Here is a 20,853-nt window from a genome sequence, read left to right on the forward strand (position 1 = left end):
CTGCACCTTCGTGCAGACTTTTCGCTTTTATGTGGGAAGAGCAGGATTCGAACCTGCGAAGACATAGTCAGCAGATTTACAGTCTGCCCTCGTTGGCCGCTTGAGTATCTTCCCAAAAACCGAGCGCAAATATATTACGCTTCTTTTTATCTACAAAATTTTACAATCAAAATATTAAATAAAAAAAAGAAGTTTCCTTTTTACTATAGAAACTTCCTTTTTTACTTGAGTGTTTTTTACTCCTTTATAAACTATAAATTACTCTAAAGGTTACAAATCGGGGTAAAATGTATGTAGATGAGTTCGACACCGAAAAGGTACCAACATTGTTATTAATATTTGCATCAATATTAAGTAAGTTACTCGCTTTTAGCTCGAATTCCCAATGTGAATCTTCATTGTTTCTGTAAGCTAAACCAGCATCCCAACTTTGAAAAGAATCAGATTCGCCATCAACATCTTGGTTTGTATAAGAATAATCGGTTACAAATGTTATCGATTTCCATATATAAGCATCAAAACTTATTGATGGAGCATTTCTAATAATTTTTGTTGTTCTTGTTCCTTGGTCTGTATTACTAATTGAGTAAGTATAGCGCAACCTAACGTTTGGAGCGTTACTAAAATTAGTTCTAATTTCTGGACGATAGGTTTGTGAAAACGTTTTATTTACAGATTGTACATCTTCAATAAATTGGTTTTGCAAACTATAATTATAATTTGCACTTAAGCCTGTTCGTATTTTACCAAAGGTACGTTGCCAGCGTCCGCTAGCCGATAACGACTCGTCGGCAAACTGAGAGTTAAAATAAGAATTCGTACTAATTACATTATTAAAAAATGCCGTAGAGCGAATTTGATCGATATTTTTGGAATAATTTACCGTTGCAAAAACATTGGTGTAGTTAAACAAATTAAAACTACGGTAACGCAAGGTTAAATTATGTGCTAACCCGTTTTGTAAAGTTGGGTTACCATATGATAAATTATCGAAACTATTTAACACCAAGCCTCTAGCTATATTTGTAACATCGGTAAACTGGTTACTCATGCGGTAGTTAAACTGAAGACTTTCGGACTTTTTAAACTGAACACTTGTTTCAAATTCTGGTAAAATACGGAAGAAATTATCTTCGTAAGTATCGCCAAATTGAATGTTTTGATTACCGTAAGCATGCAAAGATAGTCCTGGACGAAACGTAAATTTTCCTATTTTTAAATTGTATCGCGTACCTAAATAAACATCGCTAAAGTTGTATTGTGTATCGTTTTCACCTAACAACAAGTTACCATCAGTATCTTGTAATGTTGGTGAGGCATCAACAACCTGATCGTTTTCTAAAAATTGAAAAATATTGGAGTTGTAATCTTGACGGCTAAAAATGGTTCCTAAAGTAAAACTAATGTTACTCTTAGAGTTTAAGATATTGTAATAATCTAGTTTCGCATCAAGCTGGTTTGATTTCACATATTGATCTTGCCCAATATTGTAATAATCTAAACTTCTAACTAAACCTAATTGTTCTGCGGTTTCATCGTAAGCATCTTCTTCTGTGCTATCATCGTTATCATCGTTGGCGTCATTGTTTGTTGGGTCGTTTTCTAAATACGCATTATAAAACGGGTCTTCATCTTTTAACACATGAAGCGCTTCAAAAGCAAAAATATTATTCTCGTTAAGTGTGTAATAATATTTTAAATTTTGTTTTAAACTAAACGGCGTAACTTCATCTAACTGATTAGTTTCACCAATAACATCTGATATTTCAATTTGTCTTTCGGAGTCTTTTGATAAGCTCCCTAAAACATCGTATTCTATTTGGTTATTAACGTTGGGCTTAAATAACGCACTTAACTTTACTAAACCTTGGTCCGAAGCTTCTCGCCCAGTACTAACTGTTGTTTCATCGGGAATATCGGTAGTTGCGTTTATATACCTTACAAAACTATCTTTTCGTGTATTAAGTCGTGTACTATTAAAAATTACAAAACCACTTAAATCGAGTGTAGAAATTGGTGCATAACTAAAGTTTGTTGCTGCTAATTTAGCATCTACTTTTTGCGAGTTAGCAACACTCGTTAATCCGCTTAAACCATTATCGCCTAAACTTAAACTTGTTCCGCTATCGCGACTCGGAGCTCTAAAACCACCACCAAAGTTTCTTACTTCACGGTTGGTTAAGGCAGGTTCGCCAATATTATTTAAATCGCCAATTACGTTAACACTATATTTTGGGTTGTAATAAAACAACTTTGGCTGTACTAAATACAACTCATCGTTTGGTGATGGTGCGACTCCTCCTCCAACAGTAACATCGCCAAACCAAAAATTCTCTTTACCTTCTTTTAGCTTAACATTTATGGCGTAATTATTACTATTATTTTCTACACCTTTTAACTGACTTACCTCTGAGAAGTTTCGTAAAACTTCAATTTTATCTACAGCATTCGACGGAATATTTTCGGTGGCTAATTTAGAGTCGCCATCAAAAAAGTCTTTTCCGTTTACGGTAAGTTTCTGCACTACGGTACCTTCAACCTCTATTTGTCCGTTGTCATTAATTTCAACACCCGGTAATTTATCAATAACATCTTCTAGTTTTCGCTCGGAACCATTTTTAAAGGAATCGGCATTATAAATTATGGTATCTCCTTTTACTGTAACAGGCATTTCGTAAACCAGCTCAACGGCATCTAATGCATTGTCGTATTGCAATACAAAATCTTCGATAAGATTATTGGTTGATGTTTCAATAAATTTTTCTCCAGGCTTCATACCAATATAGGTTACCTGTAATTTATAGGCCGTATTTTCTTTTAAGGTTAATCTATAAAACCCTTTATCTGTAGTAATACTATACCCGTCTAAAATGTTAGTAGACTGATTTATCGCAACAATATTAGCTAACTCTAGCGGGTTGCCAATACTATCTTTTACAACACCTTCTAATTTAATTTGGGCGTGAGTTGCCAAACCTGTTAACATAACAAGCAGCAAGGTTAGTTTAATTTTCATAAGTATATTTTGTAAAATTGCACAAAAATTAGCGTCTTCCTCCAGGACCACCGCCTCTGCGGTTACTAAAATTGTTGCGTATTTCTTCGGTTTTCTTTTGTACAATCTCGTTGTACTCTTCGCGAGATACTTCTTTTCCCTTTTTAGGCGCTTTTATAATTGTTTTTTCTTCAGGGTTAACCACTATTTTTGTGCATAATATGGTTGTTTTACCTGCATTTACTTCAAGAATTAAACCTGGTAATCCCCAATAATCTGCTGGTCCTTGATTCACTGGAATTTGCATAGTGTACCACGCAACTACATCAACACTTTTAGGTTCTTTTGGCTTAGTTTCTTCTACTTCGCCTTCGTTTTCTCCTCTTCTTGGTGGCCTAAAATCTTCAAAACCCACGGCGTTAGATTGTATAGTAGCGGTTGCTTTAAAACAAGTGTACTGACCAATTTGCTTGGTTTCACCAGTCATTTGCCATTCGTATTTTTGTAATTCATCTTTAACTAAAAACTGTTTACCAAAAAACTCTTGCTCTTGCAACAATTGGTTTGTTTTTACATTTTTATATTCTGGGCCTCCTGTAAAACTACTACTCATCATAGCGCCGAAACCTCTTCGTCCTCCTTGATCTTGACCCGGAGCTTCAAGAGATTCATCTTCCTTATATAAAGATTCGGTTTGATTGAAAGTAAGTGTATACGTTTTCTCGAACATACTTTTCATACGTTCTGCAATACGCTTTTTTTGTTCTTCACTCATATCTGGTCGACCGAAGTTTTCGGTATCAATACTAGTTTTAGACATATAATGAGCAACGCCCTGAAAATCGGTTTGAGCCCACGTAAAGGAGGAAACCAGTAATATTAAACTGGCAAAAAATGTTTTTTGTAAATTAAGTTTCATAAAATCGCGTTTTAATTACGGCGTAAATTTAAATTATTCATATCATTAGACTATTATTATTTAACTAGGTTTAACCTTAAAACGTTAAATGATTCTTAAAAAAATAAATAAATATAAACCCTAAAAGTTTATATCATTTTGTATTTTACAATTCGATTTTATGAAACATTGCTTGTATATATTTATATCTTTTTCATTTTCAGTTTTCTCTCAGAATATTGAAACGAAATTTACTAAAAGCATCCCTTTTAAAGCTGATATTATTTTTAGTATAGATAATTTTAAAAATGTGTTCTATAAAAAAGAAAATGTTTTTTATGTAGATAGTAAAGACCGTAAAACCTCATACAATAACATTCAGCTTGGAGAACTTGCTGATGCCAATACTTTTAACCCCTTAAAAATTAATTTATTTTATAAAGATTTTAATACTGTCGTTATTTTAGATAATAGACTAGCCGAAATTTTTAAAATAGATTTTAACTCCTTACACCCCTACAGAACAATAACCCATATTTCTACAGCCTTCGATAATACCATTTGGGTTTTTAATCAAGACCTACAAAATCTAGAACTTTATAATTACAAGACGAACAAAGTGAAAGCTCAAACAAGACCAATACAGAGTGAGGTTCTAGATATTGAAAGCAACTATAATTACTGCTGGTTACTAACCAAAAACTATTTATACGTTTATAATTATTTCGGTAGCCTAATAAAAAAAATAGATAATGAAGGTTATACTAAAATAGCTCAAAGCAATGAAAATATCATTTTAAAAAAAGATAATGAGTTGTTTTTTTTAGAAGAAAACAGCACTTTTGCACAACCAATACAAACCTCGAACTTAAAAATAAAACAGTTTTTTGTAACTAACGAAAGCTTGTATATTTACAACAACGAAAGCTTGCAAGAATTCCAATTAAAAATTTAACTTACTATGCATATTGCTATTGCCGGAAATATTGGCGCAGGTAAAACAACGCTTACCAAACTACTTGCAAAACATTTTAAATGGGAGGCCCAACTTGAAGACGTTGTGGACAACCCTTATTTAGATGATTTTTATAACCAAATGGAACGCTGGAGTTTTAATTTGCAGGTCTATTTTTTAAATAGCCGTTTTCGACAAATTTTACAAATTCGACAAAGCGGAAAAGATATTATTCAAGATCGTACTATTTATGAAGATGCTCATATTTTTGCGCCTAACTTGCATGCCATGGGTTTAATGACCAATAGGGATTTCGAAAACTACAAATCACTTTTTGACTTAATGGAATCTTTGGTTCAAGGCCCCGATTTATTAATTTATTTGCGCAGTTCAATTTCGAATTTAGTAGCACAAATACATAAACGTGGGCGAGATTACGAAAACAGTATAAGTATTGATTATTTAAGCCGGCTTAACGAGCGTTACGAGGCCTGGATTCATGGTTACGACAAAGGCAAATTGCTAATTATTGACGTAGATAATCTTGATTTTGTTGCCAACCCTGAAGACCTAGGAAGCATAATAAACCGCATTGATGCGGAAATAAACGGATTATTTTAATCCACATCACTCAATTACTTTATTAGAAAATTGTTTCGAGCATGTTGTATAGCTTCATCGGTAGATGCTGCCAAAAGTACAGGTACTTCTACATAATTATCGTAAAGTAATTTTACTCTACTCATCTTACGTTTATGGTCTACATTCATTAAATAAATAGCCAAAATACGATTTGGGTAATCGTTTGCTAATTGTTTGTAAATATAAGGATCTTGTTCACCGCTATCACCTATTAGTACAAACTTTAAATCGGGATACGTTTCCAAAAGATTTATAATTTCTTTTTGTTTTTGCGGCATGTAACCATCCTTTTTTTTAATAAAAGGCTTTGGAAAATTACGCAATACAATAGGGCCTTTAGGAAATTTATTTTTATACAAGAAATAATTTAAATAACGGTATAAATTCCAAGGACTATGGCTAACATAAAATATTGGATTGGCTTCTTTACCAGACTTACCTCGATGTAATAAATGATAAAACTCTGGGGCACCATCTAGAGGCATTCGTTTCCCAGCTGATGTTAAAAAAGTATTGAAAACAACGCGCCATTTTAAAATTGATACTAAACCAGTATGCAAAATAGTATCATCAATATCGCTAATAACACCAAATGAAGCATTTACTGAAGGGATTAACATTTCTCCTGGAAATTTATTGTTTAATTGAATAACACGATGCTTATTTACAATTTCATAAGCAAATTCCAATTGCACCCAACCTTCAGTGTTAGCGTATGGCCTTAAATCCTCCACCGTCTCATCTAATAAAAAATACCCACGATGATTTGTTTTGGTATAAAAAAACTTATCGTCACCAACTTTAACTCTAATTTTTGCATGTTTAATTTCATCTGTTTCAAAACGTTTCCATGCATTAAAAAGTAATTTAAATGCGCCTCGTTGTTCTAAATTTATACTTTCGTCTTCAAGGGCTCGACCGCGCAAATACAAACGTTTTGTGGTTCCATAGGTTTGGAAAGCTATAATTTGTAGTGGGTCTTTTTTTAACATTGCAACTAAAACAAGTAGTTAAAAATAAAAAAACCACGATAAAAAAACGTGGCTTGATTTTATTTTTTTATTAAACGTTATAATTCTTTAACAATATTACACTTATTTTATAATTAATTATAATCTATAGTAAAATGAAACTACAAATTAACTTATAACAAGAAATAAAAAATTTCTTTGCTTAAGTTATTACGTTAATTTTATTTGTATTTAATAACTTTTTCAACCTTTTTTTTAGGATTGTTAGCATTACTATTTAAAGCTTCAACACTTGCTATTACGTCAGCTTCAGCACCTTCAAAAGTTTCATAATTAGTCGTCTTAACACCATTCTTATCCGTAATAGTTGTAACCACAGCCTTTACCAAATTAGCATCGACTTTAGTCATTTCAACTTTTACTTCCTTTTTAATATCAACTTGACCTGAAGCATAAGCTGAAACTGAAGCTTTATTAACTAAACTAGGAGCGATAACTAAAGCTACGACAGACATTAATTTTAGCAATATGTTTAACGAAGGGCCCGAGGTATCTTTAAATGGATCTCCTACAGTATCACCAACTACTGCTGCTTTGTGAGCATCTGTACCTTTTCTACCTTGCTCTTCAATCGTTTTTTTTGCATTATCCCATGCACCTCCTGCATTAGATTGAAAAATTGCCATTAGTACACCACAAGTAGTTACACCTGCAAGTGTACCGCCTAACATTTCTGGCCCACCAATAAAACCTATTGCAACAGGAACAACTATAGCTAATAAACCAGGAAAAATCATTTCTTTAATAGAAGCTTGTGTAGAAATAGCAACGCATTTATCGTATTCGGCTACACCATCGGCAGCATCGAAAATCTTCCTGTCTTCTTCTGATGCTTTGGACATATCGGAATCGTATTTACGCATAATTACTAAAGCTGCTTTTAATTCTGGAATATCTCTAAATTGACGACGTACTTCTTCAATCATGGCCATAGCTGCACGACCAACTGCATTCATAGATAAGGCTGAAAACACGAATGGTAACATTCCACCAACCAGTAATCCGGCCATAATATTAGGTTGTGATACATCAATAGAAGTAATGCCAGCAGTTTTCATAAATGCTGCAAAAAGCGCTAGAGCAGTTAAAGCAGCCGATGCTATAGCAAACCCTTTACCAATGGCGGCCGTGGTATTTCCTACGGCATCTAATTTATCGGTACGCTCACGAACTTCGCTGGGTAATTCGGCCATTTCAGCAATTCCACCAGCATTATCAGAAATAGGCCCGTAAGCATCAACAGCCAACTGTATTCCTGTATTAGCTAACATTCCTACCGCCGCAATAGCAATACCATACAAACCCGCATAATGGTGCGAAACTAAAATTGCGGCAGCAATTAAAATTATTGGAATTGCAGTAGACATCATACCAATACCTAAACCGGCTATTATATTTGTTGCAGAACCTGTTTCGGATTGTTTTACAATAGAATTTACTGGTTTCTTTCCAGTTCCTGTGTAGTATTCGGTTACCTTGCCAACTGCTAATCCAGCAACTAATCCTGCGAGTACCGCAAAAAAAACACCTATTGCTCCATGTTCTAGCCCTTCAGTGTCTTCGGGAATAAAGCTATCTATTATAAAATAAGAAGCAATTAACATTAAAGCTGCAGAACCAAATTCGCCAATATTTAATGCTGTTTGAGGATTCCCCCCATCTTTAACTTTTACGAAAAATGTTCCTATAATGGACATTATAATACCAACAGCTGCCAGCACAAGCGGTAAGTATACAGCACCAATACCATTTGCCACATCGGGAGTTATTATAAATGCCCCTAATACCATAGTGCCAATTATTGAACCTACATACGACTCAAATAAATCGGCTCCCATTCCTGCAACATCACCAACATTATCTCCAACATTATCTGCAATTGTGGCGGGGTTTAAAGGGTGATCTTCGGGTATTCCAGCTTCAACCTTACCTACCAAATCTGCCCCTACATCGGCAGCTTTTGTGTAAATACCACCACCAACACGCGCAAAAAGCGCGATAGAGGATGCACCAAGTGAAAATCCCGATAAAACATTTAAAACTTCGTTTAAGCCCCAGCCCATTTCGCTATAAATCATAAATAGACCGCTTAAACCTAATACGCCAAGCCCTACAACCCCAAGTCCCATTACAGCACCTCCAGCAAAAGCCACTTCTAAAGCTTTTCCTAAAGAAGTTCTTGCAGCACTTGTAGTACGTACGTTTGCTTTTGTAGCGACCTTCATACCTATAAATCCTGCTAAAGCAGAACAAATGGCACCCACTACAAACGAGATCGCCACCATACCGTTAGAACCCTCTTCATTTGATCCTTTAAAAAATAAAAGAATAGCTACTCCAACTACAAAGATTGAAAGTATTTTGTACTCAGCTTTTAGAAAAGACATGGCTCCATCTGCAATGTTTTTAGCAATACGCTTCATTTTATCATCACCTTGGTCTTGTTTGTTTACCCAAGCACTTTTAATAAAAACAAATATTAGAGCTAACACTCCGAAAAGTGGTAAGAATTTTAGAATATTTTCCATACGGTTAGTTGGTTTTAATTAACAATTAATTCTTGTTCAAAGCTCTAAAATAGAAAAATAAAATTTATAAAAAAAAAGGTGATTATCTAAAAATATATCATTTTTAATTTACTTAAATTAATAATTCAATATTTTACTGACCAATATCAGTAATTTTAATATTTTATTATTGAGTTTTCTAATACCCAGTCTAGTTACAATAAAATAAAACTATTAAGTTTAACTTTTATTCAAAAAAAAAGCCATCCTAAAAAAGATGGCTTTTCAATATTTTTATTTTATATAGATTAAATTTATATCAACTTAAATAGTAAAAGTACGTTTTTTCTTGTGTTCGCTATCATCGTAACGTTGCACACATTCGTTATAAATTTTAACGGCTTCTTCTGCATTTCCCCAACCACCAACATCTACTTTTTTCTTTTCTAAATCTTTGTAAACTTGAAAAAAATGTTCAATTTCTTTTAAACGGTGCGGATTTAAATCAACAATATCAGCACGCTTGTTCCAAACAGGATCTGAAACTGGTACACAAATAATTTTTTCATCTGGTCCTTTTTCATCCGTCATATGGAAAACCCCAATTGGACGTACTTCCATTACAACCATTGGATATGAAGGCTCTGTAGATAACACTAAAACATCAAGCGGATCTTGATCTAAAGCTAAGGTTTCTGGTATAAAACCATAATCTCCAGGATACATCATTGATGAAAATAACGTTCTATCAAAGCGAATTTTATGCAATGTAAAATCGTATTCATACTTATTTCGACTGCCTTTTGGTATTTCAATTAAAACATCAAAAGTTATAGATTTTTTTTTACTCATAACTTAAAGAATATGCTGTTATAGATTTGTGATTAATTTAGATTGGTTTAAGTGACAAATGTAAACAACGCTATAGCATTTAACAACAAAAGGCCGTTTTTTATATATTATTTAAGTACTATAACGATATAGTTTTGAGCATACAAGAAACTTTAACTTTAAAATGCATAACTATTCATTATATTGTAACAAATTTTTAAAGAAAATATAATGCGTAATTATTTTGTACTTATAATTATTGTTTTAAGTCCATTACTTAATGCCCAAACACAACCTTGGCAAGGCAAATTTGAACCCATAGATAATTTAATAGCACCAGCAAATAATTACAGAACTGCAAGTGGCGCACCTGGTAAAGATTACTGGCAACAACGCGCCAATTATAAAATTAAAGCCAATATTAACGAAAAAACAAACGTACTTTCTGGCGAAGAAGTCATTACATACTTTAATAATTCGCCCGACAATTTAAGTTACGTCTGGATTCAATTAGAGCAAAACGTTAATAAAAAAGGCAACGAAGATTTCGGTTCTATAAATAACCCCGTTAAAGATTCTATAACCACCCAAAACATGCAACGCTTAACGCGTGTGGTAGATTTTCCTGCGGGTTATACTATTAAATCTATAACGGATGGCAATGGTAAAACTTTAAATACCATTATTAACAATACCATGATGAAGATAAAGTTAAATACGGTTTTAAAACCTGGTGAATCGGCAACATTTAGTATTTCTTGGTCTTACCCAATTACCGATAGAAGCATGTATCGTCTTTCTCGCGAAGGTTACGAATACTTTCCAGAGGATGACAACTCCAGTTATTTAATGGCACATTGGTTTCCAAGAATGGCTGTTTATAACGACACCGAAGGATGGCAAAACCAACAATTTCAAAAATTAGGTGAATTTGCTTTAGAATTTGGAGACTATGATGTAGAAATTACTGTTCCTGCTGACCATATTGTTGCTGCCACCGGAATGTTAGAAAATAGTGAATCTGTTTTAACTAAAACACAGCGTAAACGTTTAGAGAAAGCTAAAAAAACCTTCGATAACCCTATGATGATTATCACCAAGGAAGAAGCTATCGAAAACGAATCGTCGAAAACAACGAAACAAAAAACCTGGAAATTTAAAGCAAAAAACGTACGCGATTTTGCCTTTGCTTCTTCGAGAAAATTCTTGTGGGATGCCCAAGCTGTTAAACTAGAATCCAACACAGTTTTAGCCATGTCTTTTTATCCAAAAGAAGGATTACCTGTTTGGAAAGACAACTCCACAATTGCTGTAAAACATGCTTTAGAAGTTTACTCTGAAGCAACTTTCGATTATCCTTATCCTGTTTGTATTTCGGTTAATACATCAAATATTGGAATGGAATTTCCTATGATAAGTTTTAATGGTGGCAGACCAGACAAAAACGGAAATATTAGTGAACGCGCTAAACAAGGGATGTTAAGCACCATTATTCATGAAGTTGGCCACAACTGGTTCCCGATGATTGTGAGTTCGGACGAGCGCAAATGGATGTGGATGGACGAAGGCTTAAACACCTTTTTACACCAACGCACACTAGAAGAACGTTATCCTGATTTTAATCATGTAACTCCAAAAGTTATCGCACCATTTATGAGTGGCGATAAAAACATTTTAAGACCAATAATGACGACGTCCGACAACGAATTATTCAATCAATTTGGTAGAAACTTTTACGTAAAACCAACTGTTGGATTACAAATGCTACGTAATACCATTATTGGAAAAGAGCTTTTTGATGAAGCTTTTAAAGAATATGCCAACCGCTGGAAATACAAACATCCTAACCCGAGCGATTTGTTTAGAACACTTGAAGATGCAACTGCTACCGATTTAGACTGGTTTATAAGAGGTTGGTTTTTTACCACAGACCATGTTGACATGGAGCTAAGCAATGTAAAATGGTTTAAAGTTTTTGAAGAAAACACCAATATTGAAGATAAAAACAAAACCTTGAAAACTAAAATTACAGCTAATGGCACAAATTCTAACGCAGAAGCACAAAATTTCAGTAATGGCCCTGAGTATATAAACATGATTGAAACGCCTGATAAAGATTACGGCCAATTTTTATCAAGATTAAACGAAAAAGAAGTTAGAAAACAACTTTCTGGTAAAAACATCTATGAAATTACAGTGAAGAATCGAGGCGGCCTAGTAATGCCCGTTATTATTGAATGGACCTTTACTGATGGCTCTAAAGAAATAGATAAACTTCCTGCCGAAGTTTGGCGTAGAAACGAATATGAAATTCAGCATACTTTTATAAAAGACAAACAAGTAGCCAAAATAAATTTAGACCCAAATTTAGAGCTCGCCGACACTGATATGCAAAACAACGTTTTTCCTAAAAGCAAAACCCAATCAGAATTTAACACTTTTAAGTCTAAACAAAAATAAATCGATCCTTTGAAGCCGTTTAAAACCTTAAGCATAATTTTTGTAATTACAGTTTTGGCAGCTTGCAATCAAAATAAAATACAAACTGGAGATATTGTTTTTAGAAGTGTTATAAATACTGAATTATCTGAAGCAATTAACGAGGTTACGCAAACCGCAAAAAAAAGCAATTATACCCATATTGGGGTTTGCGAAGTTTTAAACAACATTGTTTATGTATATCATTCCGATAGTGATACTGGAGTTGTAAAAGAAACAATTGAAGAATTTTACACTTCTGAAAAAAACGATTATTTGGTAGACTTGTTTCGAGTAAAAAACATTAGTAACCTCCAAATACAGCAAGCACTGCAAAAAGCAAAAACTCTCGTTGGACAGCCATATAACTTTACGTATATTTTAGAAGATGAAGGCTATTATTGCTCGGAATATATTTACGAAGTTTTTAAAAACGATTCGGTTTTCACCCTAGAACCTATGACTTTTAAAAACCCTAAAACCAAAACGTTTCACCAAGGATGGATTAAGCATTACAACAACTTAGGGATTCCTATTCCAGAAGCTAAACTAGGCTGTAACCCAAACGGCATGGCAAATAACAACCGTTTAGAATTTATGGGTGCTATTAAATAATTTTAAAAATCGAATCCGAAACTACCTGTAATGCCAAATTTCCTAGCATTAGGATAAGCCAATTCATCTTTATAATTCCCTCTAAAATTAAAGTCGATTCTAAACACCTTAAAAATATTGCCAATTCCTAAGCTATATTCGTAATAAGGCTCGTTATTAGGAGCAATAAGCCGGATATTATTGGGATTTGAAGGCACATTATTTAAATCGATATTAGCTTGAGAAATGTCGCCCCAAGCACCTCGAATACTAACAATTTCTCTTAAATTTAAGTTTCTCAAAAGTGGGATTCGTGAAAATAAACGTCCGTTAAAATTATGCTGAAAATGAAAAGATGCATAAGTATCGGTTACAAATTCGTAAAAATCTAACTGAGAAAAGGTGTTATAAATTGAAAAATAAGATTGGTTACCAGGAATAACGCTTAATAAACCTAGTGGTACTTCACCAAAAGTTTTACCAGCTTCAATCGTAGTTGTTAAACGCCCAAAACCACCAATTTGCCAAGGTTGAATGTATGAAAATTGCAATTTAGTATAATCGAAATCACTATCAAAAACACCTTTATCTCCACGAGAAACTTGAGCGAACAAACTAGGAAAATCGTCGTTTGCTACTCTGCGTTCAACACCAAAACCTGTCATTTTTCTTTTTGGGTAATAAGACAAGGATAACGAGCTTTCAAATTGTTTAATTTCTGAAGCTATACCACCATCGGGTGTATTATAATCTAAACTAAAGGTTGGTGATGCCGACTCTAAAGTTCTATAATTTCCGGAGACTCTAAATATAACATTTCTCCAAGGTTCGGCTTCAATAGCTAAACTACTTAAATTTATAGACGTTAATTTATCGTTAGTACTGGTACCAACTACAGAAGAGGACGCTAAACTTCGTCCCAAAACATCGGTACTTGTTGTTAGACTCGCTCCTATTTGTTCTACATCACGCCGGTTTCCTCCCGAAATTATTAATCGGCTTTTTTTATCGAGTAGCCATTTACCGGAAATTCCGTATTTAACCTTGTCGTCACGAAAGCCATAGGCTGTAAAACCTTCTAATCGCCACAAATCGTTCGGTCCAAAATACGTTCGTCCACCGGCTCGTAAACGCAAGCCTTCAACTTCGTTAAACCCGAAAGTTGAAAAAATGGGTCCGTAATCCAACGGAAGCGTGTTAAACTCAATGTAACCCGACGCCAAAATACTTCCTAAATTATAAAGACGTTGAAACTTTTTTACTGTTTTTAAGGTGTCTAACATTTTGTAAACGCCTTTTTCGTCTTTATTTAATTCTTCTAAACGGTTATTTGCCCAAAACTCGTCGTCACGATGGTAAATATCTTTATCGAAATTATAAACTTCGGTATCATAGAATTTTTTATCCTTTTCAATATCAAACTTATAATTATTGTAAATCGTAGTTCGCTTACCATAAATTCCACGTGCTTTATCTTTTTTACTAAATGAGAAATCACTCATCATATAATCGCGTTTTACTAAAAAAAGCGAATCGGTTAACACCTCAAATTCTTGTTCAATATAAATATCTTTTACCCAGTTTATATTGGCACTTTTTGATGCTTGAAGGTTTATTTCTTTTATCGCGTAAGTTGTATCGGCTACCCAAAAATCGCCTTTAAACGTTAGCTCGTTTTTACGGCGCGGGTAATACACAATATTGTAGCACCATTTGTTATCGATAAAAGCACTATCGGTTAACACATAGTTGTAGGTTGCTATTCCTGTTCTTGAAAGCGGACTTACAAAACTCTTATCAAAAAACTTAAGATAATTGTCGTAAACGCTAAAATCGTTATATAAATCGTTTACAAAATCGATTATTATTTGGTTGTCGCTAAATCCTGAATTTTTATTTCCTTCAAGAACTTCTTTTATTTTATTTAATCGATTATCTCCATAAACTTTAGAAACAGCTTCGTTAATAAACATTGGCAAATAAGCCTTTCCTGTAACGTTTGAAGTATCTACATGATTAAAAACAAATTCCATGCCTTTAAACAAGTTACTTTTCATTAACGTACTATCTATAGAATTAATATCGAATTCTACTTTTTCGTATTTATCGTATTGATATTGCTTAAACTGTTTTAAGCCATTGCTTCGTTTATGCTCCCATATTTTTCGAAGTAAATCGATAGCGGGATTATTTTTTTTCGATTGCTTCCCTGTAAAAATAACAACCTGATCGAGCTGACTGGTTTCTTCTTTTAAAATAAATTTTAAATCGTAATTTACCTTTTTCTCTAATTGAATATTTAATGTTTCATACCCAATAAATGACACTGTTAAGTCACTCCAATTCTCATCAGATTCTAAATAGAACTTCCCATTCTCGTCGGTAATGGTACCTTGAGTAGAGCCTTTAAAAATAACATTAGCAAATGATACAGGTTGTTCGAATTCATCGAAAACGTAACCACTTACTTTGGTTTGAGATAGAGCGGAAAAAATTCCTATAAAAAAAAGGACAAATAGTAATTTAAAATTCATAATACAAAAAAACTTCATCAACAATAATGCCGATGAAGTTCATATAACGTAAAAAAATACAATTTATTTATATAATACTTTTTTAACAGCTTTTATAACATCGTTGCTGTTTGGCAACCATTCTTCTAACAACACCGGTGAATATGGTGCTGGTGTATCGGCTGTATTAATTTTTACAACAGGAGCATCTAAATAATCGAACGCTTCGTCTTGAACTAAGTAAGTTATTTCGGTAGCCACATTTCCAAAAGGCCATGCTTCTTCTAAAATAACTAATCGATTGGTTTTCTTCACCGACTCTACGATGGCTTTTCTATCCATTGGGCGAACGGTACGTAAATCAATAATTTCACAAGAAATGCCTTCTTTTTGCAATTCATCAGCAGCCTTGTAAGCTTCCTTTATAATTTTCCCAAAAGAAACGATAGTAACATCAGTTCCTTCACGTTTAATATCTGCAACACCTAACGGTATAATGTATTCGCCTTCTGGCACTTCACCCTTATCACCATACATTTGTTCACTTTCCATAAAAATTACTGGATCGTCGTCGCGAATAGCTGCTTTTAATAAGCCTTTCGCATCGTAAGGGTTCGACGGTACCACCACTTTTAAACCTGGTGTATTTGCAAACCAGTTTTCAAAGGCTTGGGAGTGTGTTGCTCCTAATTGTCCTGCTGAAGCTGTCGGCCCTCGAAATACAATAGGACAATTAAACTGCCCACCAGACATTTGTCTAATTTTTGCAGCATTATTAATAATTTGATCAATACCAACTAAAGAGAAGTTAAAAGTCATGTATTCAACAATTGGTCGGTTACCCGTCATTGTAGATCCAATAGCTATACCAGCAAAACCAAGTTCGGCAATTGGAGTATCAATTACACGTTTTGGCCCAAACTCGTCTAACATTCCTTTTGATGCTTTATAAGCACCATTATATTCTGCAACCTCTTCGCCCATTAAGTAAATGCTCTCGTCTCGTCGCATTTCTTCGCTCATGGCTTCGGCAATAGCTTCTCTAAATTGAATTGTCTTCATTAATATAATTTTTTATCGAGTCACAAAAATAACAATAAATGCCAAACTCTCTAATAAGATTTTAACTAAAATTTACTATGCATGCATAGTATTTTTAAAAATAAATAATTAACTTCGTAGCCACAATAAAAAATAGGACTTAAAATTACTAAATATTATGAAAATATTAGTTTGTATTAGTCATGTTCCTGACACGACTTCTAAAATAAATTTTACCGACAACGACACTAAATTCGATACCACTGGTGTTCAATTCGTTATAAATCCTAACGACGAATTTGGCTTAACAAGAGCTATGTGGTTTAAAGAAAAACAAGGTGCAAGTGTTACCGTTATTAACGTTGGCGGACTAGAAACCGAGCCTACTTTACGAAAAGCTCTTGCCATTGGTGCCGATGATGCTATTCGAGTAAATACAACTGCTCTAGATAGTTTTACCGTTGCCAAACAACTGGCTAATGTAGTAAAAACAGGAGGTTACGATTTAATAATTGCAGGTAGAGAATCTATAGACTATAATGGTGGAATGGTACCTGGGATGATTGCAGGTTTAACAGAAGCGAATTTTGTTAACAATTGTATTGGCTTAGAAATTGAGGGAACAACGGCTAAAGCGACCCGCGAAATAGATGGCGGTAAAGAAACCGTTTCAACTACACTACCTTTAGTTATTGGAGGACAAAAAGGTTTAGTTGAAGAAAGCGATTTACGTATACCCAACATGCGAGGTATAATGATGGCTCGTAAAAAACCTTTAACCGTAGCTGAACCTATTGAAGCGAAAACACAAACGAACTCTGTTGCCTTTGAAAAGCCAACACCTAAAGGTGCAGTTACTTTAGTTTCTCCAGATAATTTAGATGAATTAGTACGCTTACTTCATAATGAAGCTAAAGTAATTTAAGCCAACTAAATTATTTCGAAATAATTTTCGAAATCTCTTAACTACAATTATTAATGAGACCTAATCATTAGATAGATTAGGAAACAAAAAGAAAAAATTATGTCAGTTTTAGTATATACAGAATCAGATCAAGGCATCTTCAAAAAGGCAGCTTTCGAGGTTGCAAGTTACGCCAAGGAGGTAGCAACCGAATTAGGAACAACAGTTACAGCTATTACCTTTAACGCAAGCGATACTGCTGCCCTCGGAATTTACGGTATAGACAACGTTTTAAACGTAAATAACGATTTGTTAAAAACATTTAACGCAAATGCTTACGCCCAAGTCATTAAGCAAGCAGCTGAAAAAGAAAACGCAACCGTTGTTGTTGTAAGTTCTTCTGCAAACAGTAAATATTTAGCACCTCTGTTATCGGTTGGTTTAAATGCTGGTTATGCATCAAATGTTATAGCGAAACCAGAAAGTACAAGCCCGTTTAAAGTAAAACGCACGGCTTTTACTAATAAAGCATTCGAAATAACAGAAATCACATCAGAAGTTAAAATTATTGGTGTATCAAACAATTCATTTGGTTTAGTCGAAACTAGTGGTAGCGCTTCCGCGGAAGAATTTTCGCCTTCTGTTCCCGATTTAGGAATCACTGTAGAATCTGTTGATAAAGCAACAGACAAAGTAAGTATTGCTGATGCCGAAATCGTAGTTTCTGGTGGGCGCGGATTAAAAGGTCCTGAAAATTGGGGAATGGTTGAAGAATTAGCAGAAGTATTAGGTGCAGCCACAGCTTGTTCTAAACCCGTATCAGATTTAGGCTGGCGACCACACAGCGAACACGTTGGACAAACAGGTAAACCAGTAGCATCCAATCTTTACATTGCCATTGGAATATCTGGTGCGATTCAGCATTTAGCTGGTATAAACGCTTCAAAGTTTAAAGTTGTAATTAATACCGATCCTGAGGCTCCCTTCTTTAAAGCTGCCGATTATGGTGTAGTTGGTGACGCTTTCGACGTGGTTCCAACATTAATAGAAAAATTAAAAACATTTAAAGCTCAACAATAAATATAATTTTTATAAATTGTATTGTTTTAAAGAACTGATTAAATTAGCATTTTATCATAAAACTGCGATTTGTAGTTGGTAAAGTCCTAATTTAAACAGTTCTTTGCGTTTTAATAAATTATGAGTTTAGTAAGATTAAATATAAAAGGTATATCGTACAGCCAAACACAAAACGGTGCTTATGCCTTAATTTTAAATGAAGTAGACGGAGATCGTAAACTACCTATTGTAATTGGAGCGTTTGAAGCACAATCTATAGCCATAGCTTTAGAAAAAGAAATTAGTCCACCTCGACCACTAACACATGATTTATTTAAAAATTTTGCAGATAGGTTTGACATTATTGTAAAACAAGTTATCATTCACAAATTAGTCGATGGTGTTTTTTACTCTAGTTTAATTTGTGAACGGGATAAAATCGAAGAAATTATTGATGCCAGAACTAGCGATGCTATTGCTTTAGCTTTACGTTTTCAAGCACCCATTTTTACATATAAAAACATTCTTGATAAAGCCGGAATTTACTTAAAAGTAAGCCCGAAAAAAGAAGACGACAGTGAAAATCAAGATAGTATTTTAATGGACGATTTAGTGGCAAGCGAATTAGAACCAGACAAACCAAAAGATAATTTTGCATCTAAATCGATTGAAGAACTTCATAAACTATTAGAAGAAGCAGTTACTAACGAAGACTACGAAAAAGCTGCACATATTCGCGACGAAATTTCAAAACGAGAATAACACCCAAAATTTAATTATGAGTAAGCCGTTTTTGTACCTAATTCCATTATTTCTACTCTTTTCATCATTAACTTTTTCTCAAGATTTAGATACAATCCCTCAACAAGAAGCTATTGAAACTGCAGCTTTAACTATTAACGATACCATTCAAGCTACCGTTGATGTTATAAGGGAAACCGACAATTCCTCAACAGAAAATAACATAATCCCAAGTCAGGGCTTTACCATAAATAGTTTATGGCGAGGAGTTTTGGGCATGATTACGCTCGTATTTATTGCCTTTTTATTTAGTAGTAATAAAAAAGCTATTAATTGGAAAATTGTAGGCCTTGGTTTAGGATTCCAACTCATTATTGCTGTTGGTGTTTTAAAAGTAGATTTTGTAAAAAATATTTTTGAATTTGTTGGCAGTCTATTTGTAAGTGTTTTAGAGTTTACCAGAGCTGGAAGTAAATTTTTGTTTGAAGGCTTAGTTGTAGATATGGATACATTTGGATATATTTTCGCATTTCAAGTATTACCAACAATTATATTTTTCTCTGCCTTAACATCTGTTTTATTCTACCTTGGTGTTATTCAAAAAGTTGTAAAAGTAATGGCTTGGTTGTTATCTAAAGCATTAAAGATTTCTGGAGCAGAAAGCTTAAGTGTTGCAGGAAACATCTTTTTAGGGCAAACTGAAGCGCCGCTACTTATAAAAGCATATTTAGAAAAAATGAACAAATCTGAAATGCTTTTAGTAATGATTGGTGGAATGGCAACCGTTGCTGGTGCCGTTTTAGCTGCTTATATTGGTTTTTTAGGCGGTGACGACCCAGAACTACGTTTATTTTATGCAAAACATTTATTAGCAGCATCAGTAATGGCAGCACCAGGAGCTATTGTTATTTCTAAAATCCTATATCCACAAACTGAAGACGTAAATACAGATGTTAGTGTTTCACAAGAAAAAATAGGCTCTAACTTTTTAGATGCTATTGCCAACGGAACCACCGAAGGTTTAAAGTTGGCCGTAAATGTAGGAGCTATGTTATTAGTTTTTGTAGCTTTTATAGCTATGTTTAACGGTCTTTTAGGTTGGGTTGGAGATGTAACATCATTTAACACTTGGGTTGCGAGTAATACATCATACAACAGCCTATCCTTAGAACTTATTTTAGGGTATATTTTTGCACCACTAATGTGGTTAATAGGTGTTGCCAAAGAAGACATGGCACTTATGGGCCAACTTCTTGGAATTAAATTGGCCGCAAGTGAGTTTATTGGCTACATACAACTTCGTGATTTAAAAAATGCAACAAACAGTATTCATTTAAACTATGAAAAGTCGGTAATTATGGCGACTTATATGCTTTGTGGTTTTGCAAATTTTGCATCTATTGGCATACAAATTGGTGGTATAGGTTCTCTCGCCCCTGGACAACGTAAAATATTATCCCAATTTGGTATGAAAGCTTTAATTGGTGGTACTATTGCCTCTTTAATTTCGGCAACTATAGCTGGAATGATTATTGGCTAACTCGTTAATAACTTTATAATAAGAAATTAAAGCACCAAATTAAATTTTGATGCTTTTTTATATTTTTATCCTTTAAAAAATAGAGTTTAATTAAATAAAATTTCCACTTTCGTGGGAAATAAAC

At 33.9% G+C, this 20,853-nt stretch carries 15 protein-coding genes and 1 tRNA gene; 8 read left to right on the forward strand and 8 right to left on the reverse strand.

Translation table 11 applies throughout. From position 1 onward, the window contains the following. Positions 1 to 32 precede the first annotated feature (32 nt). From PW52_RS10105 to PW52_RS10115, 3 genes are all read right to left on the reverse strand, one after another. Positions 33 to 114: transfer RNA gene (locus PW52_RS10105), tRNA-Tyr, on the reverse strand. Between the two features lie 130 nt (positions 115 to 244). Beyond that, a complete protein-coding gene (locus tag PW52_RS10110) occupies positions 245 to 3,016 on the reverse strand; it encodes a TonB-dependent receptor (protein ID WP_044632824.1) in 2,772 nt (923 codons plus the stop codon). Positions 3,017 to 3,044: 28 nt separating this feature from the next. Continuing rightward, positions 3,045 to 3,914 carry a GLPGLI family protein gene (locus tag PW52_RS10115; protein ID WP_044632825.1) on the reverse strand — a complete coding sequence of 290 codons (870 nt, stop codon included), beginning with the start codon at positions 3,912 to 3,914 and terminating at the stop codon, positions 3,045 to 3,047. Positions 3,915 to 4,074: 160 nt separating this feature from the next. Between PW52_RS10115 and PW52_RS10120 the strand changes: the two genes are divergently transcribed. Then, entirely contained in the window at positions 4,075 to 4,848 is a 774-nt protein-coding gene (locus PW52_RS10120; protein ID WP_044632826.1) for a hypothetical protein, read from the forward strand. Positions 4,849 to 4,854: 6 nt separating this feature from the next. Then, positions 4,855 to 5,469 (forward strand): deoxynucleoside kinase, encoded by a 615-nt coding sequence (locus tag PW52_RS10125; protein WP_044632827.1) that lies wholly within the window; start codon positions 4,855 to 4,857, stop codon positions 5,467 to 5,469. A 14-nt stretch (positions 5,470 to 5,483) separates the two neighbouring features. On the opposite strand, the gene PW52_RS10130 is transcribed toward PW52_RS10125, so the two are convergent. The 3 genes from PW52_RS10130 to PW52_RS10140 all read right to left on the reverse strand — a co-directional run bounded on the left by PW52_RS10130 (position 5,484) and on the right by PW52_RS10140 (position 9,880). Next, positions 5,484 to 6,482, reverse strand: a complete 999-nt coding sequence (locus tag PW52_RS10130; protein WP_044632828.1) for an App1 family protein — start codon at positions 6,480 to 6,482, stop codon at positions 5,484 to 5,486. A gap of 200 nt (positions 6,483 to 6,682) precedes the next feature. Continuing rightward, the gene (locus PW52_RS10135; protein WP_044632829.1) at positions 6,683 to 9,049 is read right to left on the reverse strand and encodes a sodium-translocating pyrophosphatase; all 2,367 of its coding nucleotides are present in this window, start codon (positions 9,047 to 9,049) and stop codon (positions 6,683 to 6,685) included. Positions 9,050 to 9,352: 303 nt separating this feature from the next. Beyond that, positions 9,353 to 9,880: an inorganic diphosphatase gene (locus tag PW52_RS10140; protein ID WP_044632830.1), complete on the reverse strand. Its 528-nt coding sequence runs from the start codon at positions 9,878 to 9,880 to the stop codon at positions 9,353 to 9,355. Positions 9,881 to 10,090: 210 nt separating this feature from the next. On the opposite strand from PW52_RS10140, the gene PW52_RS10145 reads away from it, so the two are divergent. Continuing rightward, positions 10,091 to 12,319: a M1 family metallopeptidase gene (locus tag PW52_RS10145; protein WP_044632831.1), complete on the forward strand. Its 2,229-nt coding sequence runs from the start codon at positions 10,091 to 10,093 to the stop codon at positions 12,317 to 12,319. A 9-nt stretch (positions 12,320 to 12,328) separates the two neighbouring features. Continuing rightward, positions 12,329 to 12,952, forward strand: a complete 624-nt coding sequence (locus tag PW52_RS10150; protein ID WP_052823456.1) for a YiiX/YebB-like N1pC/P60 family cysteine hydrolase — start codon at positions 12,329 to 12,331, stop codon at positions 12,950 to 12,952. A gap of 2 nt (positions 12,953 to 12,954) precedes the next feature. Here the strand turns inward: PW52_RS10150 and PW52_RS10155 are convergent, their stop codons facing one another. Then, positions 12,955 to 15,465 (reverse strand): DUF5686 and carboxypeptidase-like regulatory domain-containing protein, encoded by a 2,511-nt coding sequence (locus tag PW52_RS10155; protein ID WP_044632832.1) that lies wholly within the window; start codon positions 15,463 to 15,465, stop codon positions 12,955 to 12,957. Positions 15,466 to 15,528: 63 nt separating this feature from the next. Continuing rightward, positions 15,529 to 16,506, reverse strand: coding sequence for a pyruvate dehydrogenase complex E1 component subunit beta (locus PW52_RS10160; protein ID WP_044632833.1), 978 nt, complete (start codon positions 16,504 to 16,506; stop codon positions 15,529 to 15,531). Between the two features lie 157 nt (positions 16,507 to 16,663). Between PW52_RS10160 and PW52_RS10165 the strand changes: the two genes are divergently transcribed. The 4 genes from PW52_RS10165 (at position 16,664) to PW52_RS10180 (ending at position 20,729) form a co-directional block, all read left to right on the forward strand. Beyond that, entirely contained in the window at positions 16,664 to 17,410 is a 747-nt protein-coding gene (locus PW52_RS10165) for an electron transfer flavoprotein subunit beta/FixA family protein (RefSeq protein ID WP_044632834.1), read from the forward strand. A gap of 99 nt (positions 17,411 to 17,509) precedes the next feature. Continuing rightward, entirely contained in the window at positions 17,510 to 18,469 is a 960-nt protein-coding gene (locus PW52_RS10170; protein ID WP_044632835.1) for an electron transfer flavoprotein subunit alpha/FixB family protein, read from the forward strand. Between the two features lie 120 nt (positions 18,470 to 18,589). Further along, on the forward strand, positions 18,590 to 19,210 hold the full coding sequence (locus PW52_RS10175) for a bifunctional nuclease family protein (protein ID WP_044632836.1): 621 nt from the start codon (positions 18,590 to 18,592) through the stop codon (positions 19,208 to 19,210). 16 nt (positions 19,211 to 19,226) lie between these two features. Next, positions 19,227 to 20,729: a NupC/NupG family nucleoside CNT transporter gene (locus tag PW52_RS10180; RefSeq protein WP_044632837.1), complete on the forward strand. Its 1,503-nt coding sequence runs from the start codon at positions 19,227 to 19,229 to the stop codon at positions 20,727 to 20,729. The last annotated feature ends 124 nt before the right edge of the window (positions 20,730 to 20,853 follow it).

It is taken from the genome of Neotamlana sedimentorum (genome assembly GCF_000943565.1).
In the GTDB taxonomy this organism is placed as follows: Bacteria; Bacteroidota; Bacteroidia; order Flavobacteriales; family Flavobacteriaceae; genus Neotamlana; species Neotamlana sedimentorum.